The sequence below is a fragment of the Ventrimonas faecis genome (assembly GCF_040096075.1).
Classification (GTDB): domain Bacteria; phylum Bacillota; class Clostridia; order Lachnospirales; family Lachnospiraceae; genus Brotaphodocola; species Brotaphodocola faecis.
In genome coordinates this window covers 22555-34528 of the sequence record NZ_JBBMFJ010000030.1, presented here as the reverse complement: position 1 = coordinate 34528, position 11974 = coordinate 22555, and the positions used below count along the sequence as shown (strand labels likewise).

General features: G+C 50.1%; 8 protein-coding genes and 1 pseudogene. All 9 read right to left on the bottom strand.

Annotated elements, in window-relative coordinates; all coding sequences use genetic code 11:
- Positions 1-186: 186 nt before the first annotated feature.
- The gene (locus tag WMO41_RS13050) at positions 187-1506 is read right to left on the bottom strand and encodes a 2-hydroxycarboxylate transporter family protein (RefSeq protein ID WP_349230129.1); all 1320 of its coding nucleotides are present in this window, start codon (positions 1504-1506) and stop codon (positions 187-189) included.
- 149 nt (positions 1507-1655) lie between these two features.
- Positions 1656-3611, bottom strand: coding sequence for an aconitate hydratase (locus WMO41_RS13045; RefSeq protein WP_349230128.1), 1956 nt, complete (start codon positions 3609-3611; stop codon positions 1656-1658).
- A gap of 75 nt (positions 3612-3686) precedes the next feature.
- Positions 3687-4625 carry a LysR family transcriptional regulator gene (locus WMO41_RS13040; RefSeq protein WP_349230127.1) on the bottom strand — a complete coding sequence of 313 codons (939 nt, stop codon included), beginning with the start codon at positions 4623-4625 and terminating at the stop codon, positions 3687-3689.
- 237 nt (positions 4626-4862) lie between these two features.
- A complete protein-coding gene (locus tag WMO41_RS13035) occupies positions 4863-7145 on the bottom strand; it encodes a hydratase (RefSeq protein ID WP_349230126.1) in 2283 nt (760 codons plus the stop codon).
- A 246-nt stretch (positions 7146-7391) separates the two neighbouring features.
- Positions 7392-8240 carry a patatin-like phospholipase family protein gene (locus WMO41_RS13030; RefSeq protein ID WP_494338469.1) on the bottom strand — a complete coding sequence of 283 codons (849 nt, stop codon included), beginning with the start codon at positions 8238-8240 and terminating at the stop codon, positions 7392-7394.
- Between the two features lie 71 nt (positions 8241-8311).
- On the bottom strand, positions 8312-9022 hold the full coding sequence (locus WMO41_RS13025) for a YkgJ family cysteine cluster protein (protein WP_349230124.1): 711 nt from the start codon (positions 9020-9022) through the stop codon (positions 8312-8314).
- A gap of 129 nt (positions 9023-9151) precedes the next feature.
- On the bottom strand, positions 9152-10162 hold the full coding sequence (locus WMO41_RS13020; protein WP_349230123.1) for a PfkB family carbohydrate kinase: 1011 nt from the start codon (positions 10160-10162) through the stop codon (positions 9152-9154).
- 42 nt (positions 10163-10204) lie between these two features.
- Entirely contained in the window at positions 10205-10672 is a 468-nt protein-coding gene (locus WMO41_RS13015) for a low molecular weight protein-tyrosine-phosphatase (RefSeq protein WP_349230122.1), read from the bottom strand.
- A 179-nt stretch (positions 10673-10851) separates the two neighbouring features.
- Positions 10852-11915: pseudogene (locus WMO41_RS16110) on the bottom strand (site-specific integrase).
- Positions 11916-11974: the final 59 nt, after the last annotated feature.

Genomic DNA, 11974 nt, shown 5'->3' with positions numbered 1-11974 from the left:
AGAGCGGAATATATATAGGCAAATTGCATCTTATGTTACTTTTCTGTCTATCATTGTATTTTTACGATGTTGCAGCCGCGCATAAATACAAAACGACAGGGCAGAACCATTTCCGATTCTGCCCTGCCGTTTCACAGGAATTGATACACTTGTATAAGGGGTCCCGTTTCTTACTTAATTATATAATTATAAGAAGAACGAGAAGAAGAACGATGCAATGATCAGCACAATACCACCGCCCACACGGCTGGAAAGCTGCGCGTAGCTGATGAGTTCCAGTCTCTGTGCTGCGCCAAGTACGGCAATGTCACCTGCGCCGCCGCGGTTTGCCATGCAAAGTCCGGCAGTAACCGCTGCGTCGATCGGATAGAAGCCTACCAGCTTACCAACAAGTCCGCTGCCCAGGATTGCGCCCACTACGATCACGGCTGCAATGATCAGGTTTGCCGGGCTGCATGCGGAAACCAGCTCGCCCAGGTCAAAGTCAAATCCAAGACCAACCATGGTCATGAGCGCTACAACGGATACCATGAAGGATTGCATATTTCTGGCTGCCACACGGATGTTTGCCGGAACAATGCCCAGCGCTGCCAGAACAACAACGAAGATGATGCTGTAGGCAAAGGTATGGATCTGTGCGCCAAATACGGTCGGGAGCAGTACCTTGCTGAACAGACGTCCAACTGCGTAGACAGCGCCCATTAACAGCAGCGTACCACTATAATCGGTTAAAGAAACCTTAACTTCCACATCTTCCTTGATCAGCTTGCTGTCCACCGGCATGATGTTGGTGCCATCGCCGGTCAGGGACGGTACTTTCTTGCCGAGACGGTTTAACATCGCGCCTGCCAGGATACAGAACAGGTTTGCGATGGTCAGGATGATGATCGCGAAGGAATAATAGTTTGCGGCCGGTTCGCCGCTGATCTGCTCATAGATCTGGGAAAGCGGGACTGCGCCTGCGCCGTTGCCGCCGCCCATGATCGGAAGCACATATTTGATGATCATATCGATCGGCTGTACGCCAAAGATAAACCCTGCAGCCACGCCAAACAGCGCTGCGCCAAAGAGGCCGCCGAGAATAGCCGGTACATAACCTGCAAAGCTGCGAAGCAGTACCTTGCGGTCAAGAGAAAGAATGGAACCCATGATCAGCGCGATGATGAACACGCTTAAGATGTTGACATCACCCTGTACCATGGTGTCCACCAGCTCCAGATATCCTTCCGGAATCAGGTTAAACTGCTTCAGTAACGCGCATCCGAAGAATACCATTAAGAGGCCGCCGCCAATGTAGGTATTCCAGATCGGCAGAATCTTGCCGAATTTGTAGAGCGCGATGGAAAATGCCATAACAAACGCGATGAACGCGATCGCGTCATAACCCAGGGTGTCCGTGTAAGCCACCGCCAGCACTGCAAACGTGCACAGCAGGTAGAGCCACCACGGAAGGCCGCCCAGAACCTTTAACTCCTGCAAAAAGCTTTTTTTCTTTTCCTCACCCATATTTTTTCTCCTTTTTATTTTGTGTGCGCTCCCGGAATGTCTGCGATTCCGGGAACGCACTTTATTTCAATACTCATTCCCCGTTTGCCGCTGCTTCTTTCTGCGGCGTGTTTCCCCCGTCCCGGCAGATGTCGGAGCATATTTCTGACTTACTCTTTGCCGAGCTGCTTTTTCAGATACCGAAGCTGTCCGCCGCAGGAGATAACCTCCAGCTCACTGTCGGAAAGCTCCAGTCTTGCTTTGAAGGTAACACCCTTTGTGTTATCACGGATCTCCACTTCTTTCGTCTGCATCTGCTCCAGCAGTCCGTTGATTTCCAGCTCATCGCCCTGCTCGATCTTGTCGTAATCCGCCGGATCCTCAAAAATCATCGGGATGATGCCGTGGTTGATCAGGTTGCCCTTGTGGATGCGGGCAATGCTCTTTGCGATGACAGCGCGGACGCCTAAGTACATCGGGTTGATGGCTGCGTGCTCACGGGAAGATCCCTGGCCGTAGTTCTCGCCGCCGATGATAATGCTCTGCCCCATCTCCTTCGCTCTGGCCGCAAACTCCGGATCATACCGGTGATAGCAGTACTGGCTCATGAGCGGAATGTTGGAACGCATGCTGGAGAACTCTGCGCTGGCCGGGGTGATGTCATCCGTGGTGATATTATCCACCGTCTTTAAGCTGACCGGAACGCACAGATGCTCGGTCGGCTGCTCCGGGATCGGAAGGAACTTGATGTTCGGTCCCTTTACCACCTCAACCTGCTTTGCCTCTTCCTCCGGGAGCGGTTTGATGATCATGGAATCATCCACCGGGTAAACATCCGGCTCGTGAATCTCTGCCAGTTTTGCCACATCCGCACCCAGGATATCCTCTGCAGTTGCGAAGGTTCCAAGAATTGCGGTTGCAGCGGCGCTCTCCGGGCTCACCAGATAAATCTCGGCAGTCGGGTTGCCGGCACGTCCCTTGAAGTTCCGGTTGGAAGTGCGGACTGCAACGCCCTTGGTTGCCGGAGACTGGCCGATGGCGCAGCACGGACCACAGGCAGTTTCCAGAACACGCACGCCTGCATCGATCAGCATCTCCATGTATCCGTCGCGCAGCAGCTGCTTGTACACCTGTTTGGAGGAAACCGCGCAGGTACAGCTAACATCCTCATTTACATGTCTGCCCTGCAGCACCAGAGCCACCTTCGCGATATCGGAGTAGCTTGCGTTGGTACAGCTTCCGATGAAGACCTGCTGAACCTTTTTCTTCTCCGCATCTTTTAACGGCATCACGTTGTCCGGCTGATGCGGACAGGCGATCAGCGGATTTAACTCATCCAGGTTGATCTCCATCTCACCATCGTACTCCGCATCCTCGTCCGGAAGCATTTCCACGTACTGGTCTTCCCGGCCCTGGGCTCTCATGAAGCGGCGGACCTGCTCATCTCCCGGGAAAATGGAAGTGGTAGCGCCCATCTCCGCGCCCATGTTGGTGATGGTGGCACGCTCGGAAACCTCCAGGCCTGCAGCGCCAGGTCCTACATACTCAAAGACCTTTCCAAGACCGCCCTTGATGCCGACTCTGCGCAGCATCTCCAGGATGATTTCCTTGGCATTGCAGCCCGGTTTTAAGTGGCCTTTTAAGTTTACTTTGATGATCTGCGGCATTTTCAGTCGCATCGGAACACCGGTCATGGCAGTTGCCACATCCATGCCGCCTACGCCGATACACAGCATGCCGATGGAGCCGCCGTGAGGGGTATGGCTGTCGCCGCCCATACTCAGCTTGCCCGGAACACCAAAGCGCGCTACGTGAACCGCATGGCAGATACCGTTGCCCGGTCTGGAAACATGTACGCCATAGCGTTTTGCCACAGACTGCAGGTAAATGTGGTCATCCGGAGTTTTGTTATCCAGATACAGCAGGTTGTGGTCCAGGTAGCTGACGCTGGTTTCTACCTGAGTCCGGTCCAGGCCAATGGCCTCGAATGCCAGATAAGTCATAACTGCATTGATGTCATGAGTCAGTGTCTGGTCCACCTTCACATAGATCTCATCGCCCGGATTCATAGCGGACGGCTTTGCAAGATGGCTTTCCAGAATTTTTCTTGTCAGATTCTTTCCCATAAAAAAAGTACCCTCCTTAAATGATTCTCAACTAACTGAGTTCATTATAAGAGAGTACTCCTTATAAGTAAAATTTCATTTTGTGAATGAGTCCCATAACCTTTTCTTATGGGCCTGCATCGTCTCTTTCGCGATGTCCAGCAGGGCCTGTTCCACCTCGCCGATATAACAGCCTTCGCGGTACAGCGCCATAACCGGCCACTGAACCAGTGTATCGGACAGATGATAAGCCTCTGCCTCCATGCCGCCCTCCATCAGATCCAGCGTAATCTCCGGAATCACTGCCACGCCAAGGCCCTGGGCCGCCAGACGGTAGGAAAGCATGTTGCTGTGGGATTCAAAGAAAATATCCGGCTTCGTCTCCGCATTTTTGTACAGCACGTCCACACTGGCCCGCAATGCATGTCCTTTTTTCAGGGTGATGAGGGGCAGCTTTGATGTTTCCCGCCAGTTAATGGTCTTCTTCTCCCGGTCCAGGAAACAGTCTTCTGAAAGATAACCCTTCGCTGCCACCAGGATCAGCTCCTCTTCCACAATCTTCACCTGTACCACATCTTTAATGGGATTCCAATACGGAAGGAACACAAAATCCACATTGCCCGCCTTCAGATCTGCGATCAGATGATTCCCCGGTCCGGTGGATACCTCCACATCAATCCCCGGATAGCGTGCCTTTAAGGGCGCCAGAAGCAGCGGAAGCATATAGATGATGCGCTCGCTGGGAAACCCGATCCGCAGACGTCCGGTCATATTGTGGGTAATGTCTCTGAGTTCCCGGTTCATATCCTCCATCTGCCCTAAAATGACCTTCGCCCGCTTTAAATACTGTTCGCCCGCATAGGTCAGCTTCAGAGGCGTGGCCGACCGGTCAAACAGCTTCACCCCCAGGTCTTCCTCCACCTTGCTGATGTAATTGCTTAAAGCCGGCTGGCTGATGAAAAGCTTCGCCGCCGCTTTCGTAAAGCTCCCGCATTCCGCCACCTGATTAACGTATGTAAACTGCCGCAGTTCCATGGAAATCCTCCATTTTTTTCAATGTTTCTTGTCTTTCTGTTGTCATTGTACCCGTTGTCCGCGGTCCTGTCATGTGTTTTTCGCCATCTTCCGCTAAATTTTTCCATGAATCATTCCCTCACGCTGTCTTTTTCGCAACACAAAACGGAGCCATCTTCTCAGACAGCTCCGTTTCGTTCTTACACTTACATAAGGAGTTTTATATAGTCGCAGATAAGCCGTAAAACGGTGGGAATCTTATCTGTTTCTATTGAAGTTGATGAGGCAGCCAGCCTTTACGATCTTGCGCTCGTTCTCAGTCATCGGCTGAATGTAGAGATGAATCTCTTCTGCCTTGCCGTTCTTGATGACGTATGCCGGGATGTCGGTTAAATCACCCTCTAATGCGGTGCGTGCATTCGGAACGTAGATGTAATCGTCAACCTCGAACATGGTCGGCTCGCCCTTTAAGTGGAACGGAAGCATACCCCAGTTCATGCAGTTGGAACGATAACGCTTGGTTGCGTATTCCTGGGTGATGTTTGCAAGAGCGCCCAGTACTCTCTGACAGGAAGCAGCCTGCTCACGGGCAGAACCATCGCCCGGCTTATTTGCATAGATGGTGGAACCAATCTCAACGTCCTCAGCCTTAACAGCTTCCTGACCTGGAATGGTGTTAACCACTTTCATAACCTCTGCGATCTCAGCGTTTACATTGCCTGCAAGACGCTCCTTCTCCATAGCCTGAACTGCTTTCGCACGGCCTACATACTCCGGATCACGTCTGGACAGGGTAAACTCAGCCAGTCCTAACGGGTTGGAACGGTAGGAAGAAGTCTCGCCGGACGGAATCAGCTCATCGGTAGTGGTTACTTCGTCCAGAATCTTGGAGGAAACCTTTAAGAGAATGTTCTCGGAAAGTGCCTCCATCTCCGGCCAGTCTTTGATGTTCGGACCAAAGCGCAGTTCGGAATCCAGCTCAGCCTTGTCATAACCATTGTAAACACGAGCCTGATATGCACGGTCATCGTAGTTGTACTCCGGTACATCGCCCCAGCAGTCCATAGTCTCTGCGGAAGTCAGCTTACCGCCGTTTGCTGCGGTTGCTGCGATGGAACGTGCATCCATAAGGGCAACTGCGGACATCTGTCCATTACCCGGCTTGGAACCTTCGCGGTTCGGGAAGTTTCTGGTGGTGTGACGGATGGAAAGTGCGTTGTTTGCCGGGGTATCGCCTGCGCCGAAGCACGGTCCGCAGAAAGCGGAACGGATGATAGCGCCTGCATCCATCAGGTCTGCTAACAGGCCCTTGCGGTCCAGATCGGTGTATACCGGCTGGGAGGAAGGATATACAGACAGGTAGAACTCGCCATCGCCGATGTTCTTGCCCTTTAATGCGTGTGCAGCTTCTACAACGTTGGTGTAGTTACCGCCTGCGCAGCCTGCAATGATACCCTGCTGTACCTGAAGTTTACCATCTTTGGTAATTTTGTCAAGTAAGGTAAAGTGTGCTCTGCCCTCTGCAACCTGGTCTGCTGCCTTCTCGGTCTCACGCAGGATGTCTTCGAGGTTCTCGTACAGGTAATCGATCTCGTAAGCGTTGGACGGATGGAACGGCAGCGCGATCATCGGTTTGATGGTGCTTAAATCAATCTCTACGCAGCCATCGTAGTAAGCAACTGCCTCCGGATTCAGTTCCTTGAACTCCTCACCGCGGTGATGCTTCTCCAGGAATGCCTTGGTGTCTGCATCGGTTCTCCAGATGGAGGACAGGCAGGTGGTCTCGGTGGTCATAACGTCCACGCCGTTACGGTAGTCAGTGGTCATGGAGGAAACGCCAGGTCCAACGAACTCCATTACTTTATTCTTAACATAGCCATTCTTATATACTGCTGCGCAGATTGCCAGCGCAATATCGTGCGGTCCAACGAACGGAGCCGGTTTTCCGGTTAAGTAAATTGCGATAACGCCCGGATAAGCCACATCGTAGGTCTGCTTTAACAGCTGCTTGGACAGCTCGCCGCCGCCCTCACCGATTGCCATGGTACCCAGAGCACCATAACGGGTGTGGGAGTCAGAACCCAGGATCATCTTGCCGCCGCCTGCAAAGCACTCACGCATGTACTGGTGACATACTGCAATGTGCTGCGGAACGAAAAGGCCGCCGTACTTCTTTGCCGCGGAAAGGCCAAAGTAATGGTCATCATCGTTGATGGTACCGCCAACTGCGCATAAAGAGTTGTGGCAGCAGGTCAGCACGTAAGGAAGCGGGAACTTCTCCATTCCTGATGCCCGGGCAGTCTGGATGATACCAACAAAGGTGATATCATGGGAAACCATGGCATCAAATTTAATCTGAAGCTTGTCCATGTTGTCGGACTGGTTGTGGGCCTTCATGATACCGTAAGCAATGGTACCTTTTTTAGCCTCCTCTTTTGCAACCGCTTTTCCGGTCAGCTGCTCAACTTTTTCAGCTTCTGCCTCCGGAACCAGGGTCTCACCGTTAACGAGATAAACGCCGCCATCGTGTAACTTTACCATACGAACTCTCCTCCTGTAAATGTGTGGTTTATTGTATCAAACTTCTTTTTTATCCATTTCGATTAGTCTCAGGTTTGATTTCCTTTGATGGCTTTATTATGCACCATTTCTCAGTATTTGTAAAATACTATATATAATATAAAAGCTATAGGTTTTTCCTATAGCTTTGTTGGGCCTGACTGACTGATTTCTATTGTCCGGATGCCTGATCCATGACTCTGGCCCGGCATTCCGGCTCCAGTCTGCCTAATGTTTCCCCTCCAGCCAGTGCTTCAGGTCCCGCATTTTCATGAGCGCATCACGCCTTCCGATATCGTACACCTGCTGCAGCTTCTCCGGGCTGCGCTCCAGACGACCGATCTCCAGCGGCTTATCCGGACGCATCACAAAAATTTCGCCCTTCTTCTCCAGCTCATCAATCTGCTTTAATGTCTCATTGTAACGCTCATGCCGGTGAGACAGCGCCTCCACAAAGGCCGGATACTTCCGGTAGCGGATCTTCGCCATAGCCAGCTGCTCCGGCTCCTTCTGGTATCCCTTCGGCCGGGTCAGAATTACCACGTTCTTCGCAAATCCCATCTCCCGGAACTTCATGAGCGGAATGCTATCCGTGCAGCCGCCATCTAAGAGCTTCATACCTTCCGTCTCCACCAGCCGTGATACATAAGGAAGCGACGCTGACGCCCGGATCACATCCATCTGTTTCTTCATATCCGTAATGTGAATGTACTCCGGCTCTCCCGTTTCCACATTGCTGCAGACCGCGTAAAACTCCGTTTTAGAACGGTTGAAAGCGTCATAATCATAAAGATCCAGCTGCTCTGGCAGATCGTGATAGCAGAATTTCACTTCTGCGATATCTCCGGTTTTAATCAGATTCCGCATGCTGATAAAACGATTGTCACGGATATATTTCTTATAATAACGAATGTTCCTGCCCTTCTGCCCGGATACAAAACTGGAACCGTGGATAGCCCCGGCCGAAACACCGATCACTCCGTCAAAGGAAAGTCCCTGGTCCATAAAAACATCCAGAATGCCGTCGGTGTACATGCCGCGCATGCCGCCGCCCTCTAACACCAGGCCGGTTCTTATAGTGTTTCCAGCATTGTCTGTGCCATTGATTTTGTTTGTGCCGTTGATGTTGCTTGTGTTATTGATGTTGCTCATAGATTCTTACTCCATTCTTTTGCCGCTGCCATGCGGGCCTCATACTGGCTGTAGAAGTCCCGGCTGGTGTCGTAGAGAAGTAAATAAAACTGCTGCAGGACGTACATGCTGATGGATTTGGCGAGGTCTTGGGATGATGCCTCTTCATCTGCCGCATCCGATGATGCTCCTGCTAATGTTTCTTTCTCCAATTTCGCCCTTAACTTGCTCAGGAACGCATGCCAGTCCGCAATATAGGCATCGTACCGCTCCATATCCGGCGTATCCATCCACTTGCGGATTTTCACCTTGCTGCGGTTCTGCTTCTCGCATTCATGTACCTGCAGAATGTACCGGAACCCATCCTCTTCATAATACCGCCCTAACGGGAACAATCTGCAGATCCCCGGCCGGTACGGATGAATGCTACACCGCCCAGCTTCATTTAAAAAAGTACACTGTTCCGAATCTCCCGCCAGTTTCAAATTCGGCAGGATAATACCATCCACCACATTCAGTTCCAGATGACCCGCTAAAAGCTGCTGCAGTGACATGCCAAGACCGCCCGTCAGCCGCCAGACATCATAGGGATCCAGAACAATCGTGTTTCCCATGCCGCGGCAGCAAGACGAACAACCTGAACAGTCGTTACATCCCAGCTTCGCCATATCATTTAACCCATATAATCTGCCGTCCGAAATCTCTTCCAGACTTACATTTCTTAACACTCCAGGTATCCTCCAATTTTGATTTTCTGCTGCCAATGTTTCCCATTTCTCATTGGATCAATCCGCAGTTTCTGGTCTGCCACGTTGCATTTTCACGCAACAGGAGCCATACAATCTGTTCCTGTGCGGCTAATTCTCATTATCCAGAATTTCCCAGTAACGTTCCACCAGAATTCCCTTGTATTCATCCAGATGATTCTGATTTTCCCGAATCAGTGCCGTCAGCACACGCACCGCTTCCCGCACCGCCGTCTCCAGACTCTCTCCATTTAACAGTTTTCCTGTCATAACGGTAGAAAAAATATCCCCGCTTCCTGCCACCCGGACAGGAAGAAAGGTAAACGGCACCTGGAAATACTGATTCATTTTATGATCATAACCACAAACCAGATGCTCCCCAGTCTCCGAATCCTGCGCGCTGGTAATCACCACAGACTTTCCGGATAACTTATGAAGCCCGTCCACCAGCTCCCGCAGTTCTGCCGCCGAAGCCTGTTCCCGGCCTGGGCAGATTCCCGTCAGGAAACCAGCTTCCGTCATATTCGGAACCATGACATCGGAATAACTGACCAGCCTTTGCATAGCAGCCACACGCTCCATGCCGATTCCATTGTAAAGCTTTCCACCATCTGCCATGATGGGATCGACCATCACGAGACGTTCACTTTCATTCTGTATCTCACTCTCATTCGGAGTTTCGCGCAGTTGTGAATTTTCACCTGCGTTTTGCGCCGTGTCCGCACGCTGCCTCTCATTTGTTCTCGGCTTCCTGCTCCGAATGTATTCTCCAATCAGTTCCACCTGCTCCTCAGAAAGCACAAATCCCGTACAGATGCAGTCCGGGTCAAACCCCAGTTCATCCCACACCCTTATGGTATCTCGCATGTAGTCCGTCATATCCTGAATCCGGAACTTTCCAAAATCCAGGGTGTTGGAAACCACTGCCGTCGGCACCTGGTACGGAAAATGCCCCATACGGGAAAATAAAGGCACCATAGCCGCCAGGGCAACTTTGCCGTAGCCGGGAAGATCATTGAAAAGAACGATGCGCTTGGAGCGCCCGTCTGATCTCTGCAAATTCTGCATCATGTGCTGCGCTTCAATGTTTTCCGAATCCACCCCCGTCTGACATTCCCACATTCCCTGTTTTTTTATATCATCTCTGTCTATCGCATTTTCCATCTATATATGTTCCTCTCTGCGAATCTTCTCCAACAGCCCCGTGCCCCCTGCCATGACATCCGCAAATGTTGCATCGAAATCTCCTGTATACCACGGATCCGCCACATCACGCCCGCTGCCCGCAAATGTCAGAAGTTTATAAATCTTCTGCTCCTTATCCGCTCCGCCTGCAATACGGGTCATATTGCGAATATTGGCCATATCCATGCCGATAAGATAATCATAATACTGATAATCCTCCGCCGTCATCTGTCTTGCATGATGAGGAATCAGCGGAATATGCTCCCGCCGCAGCTTGTCCACGGTGCCATAGTGCGGCGGGTTGCCAATTTCCTCACGGCTGGTAGCGGCGGAATCGATTTCGAAATGGGATGCCAGGCCCGCCTGGGTGACCAGATGGGTGAAGACACTCTCGGCCATGGTTGATCTGCAAATGTTGCCGTGGCAAATGAAAAGTACTTTTATCATTGTTGCATAACCTCGCATTTCTTAGTTTTTCTTGGTATTTCGGGCTTTGTGAGCCTTTGTGAATTTTTTCTTTTTGGCATAACCTGGTTTATTTTCGCATAATATCGTCCGCAAAAGGTGTAAAATAAGGTGTATGTTTTTCCATTTTACACCTTGCTATTTTCAATTAAAAATCGTAATTACACAACCTGAATCCGAGCAATTTCTTCCCTGGCATCCTCAAGATTTACATGCGTATATGTATTCAACGTTACGCTAATCTCTGAGTGGCCCATCAAATATTGCAATGCTTTTGGATTCATTCCGGATTTTGCCATATTTGTGCAATAGGTGTGCCGGCATACATGCGGTGTAATGACAGGCATCTGTACTTTATAAGTATTATTATACTTCTGAATGATGTGTTGAAAATAATGCTCCCAATGCAGGGAATAACAGATACTTTCATTTTTATCAAAGTATAAGAATCCACTTTTTCCATCTACCATAGGTTCTGCTTTGGGCGGGTTTCGTTTTTCTATTATTTTCCGAAAGCATTCCTCTACATCTGCAGTCATAGGTATCTTTCTCGTTCCGCTGGTTGTTTTAGTCTCTTGAATATAATATCCGATTTTTGATTTCTTCTGCAATTGATAATCGATGTTGATCGTATGCTCCTTGAAATCAATATCAGAAATCGTTAAACCACAAAATTCCGAGATGCGAATACCGGTTTTAAATAAAATGGATTTTTCCTGACCAGGTCATCATCCACCACCAACTGAAATGCCGGACGAAGAACTCCTCGGATCGAATGGATGGAACTATAGCTTTTCTTTTCTATCTGCTGAAGATGTATCAGCCAACATTTTGCATCCGAAATCCGAACCGTATCAATCCTTCTTTTTCCAAATGGATCTTTCTTCAATAAATTGATATCTGTTCCGTATCCTGCAACTGTAGTAGGTCTGACGCCGGTTTTGGTTGATGTATACTTTTCAACCAGTTCCAGCACCGTCATGTTTCCGCCATTTGTTGCAATCTGCTCGAAATGGTCCGCCTGGATTTTCTTCTCCATCTCTCGAAGCGGCAAAGTACGGCGCTTTCCTTTCGGAGTTGCATCGTTATGGTCTAAGCGCCAGCTATATACACAGTGCCCCTTTCCCATCTCATCGACATACTTAAATCGATATCTGCCATCAGATAACTGTATTTCTCCATTGTGTAATATACGTCCTCTATGATCTCTCCTTTTTTCACTCATAATATTTCGTCTCCTTCATTAAATCTTCATTTAACTTGGAAGACCGTCTCGGTTTATTC

Coding starts and splice junctions, on each gene's coding strand:
- WMO41_RS13015 (WP_349230122.1), bottom strand. CDS start 10,672: ATGATAAAAGTACTTTTCATTTGCCACGGCAACATTTGCAGATCAACC.
- WMO41_RS13050 (WP_349230129.1), bottom strand. CDS start 1,506: ATGGGTGAGGAAAAGAAAAAAAGCTTTTTGCAGGAGTTAAAGGTTCTG.
- WMO41_RS13035 (WP_349230126.1), bottom strand. CDS start 7,145: ATGGTAAAGTTACACGATGGCGGCGTTTATCTCGTTAACGGTGAGACC.
- WMO41_RS13020 (WP_349230123.1), bottom strand. CDS start 10,162: ATGTGGGAATGTCAGACGGGGGTGGATTCGGAAAACATTGAAGCGCAG.
- WMO41_RS13045 (WP_349230128.1), bottom strand. CDS start 3,611: ATGGGAAAGAATCTGACAAGAAAAATTCTGGAAAGCCATCTTGCAAAG.
- WMO41_RS13040 (WP_349230127.1), bottom strand. CDS start 4,625: ATGGAACTGCGGCAGTTTACATACGTTAATCAGGTGGCGGAATGCGGG.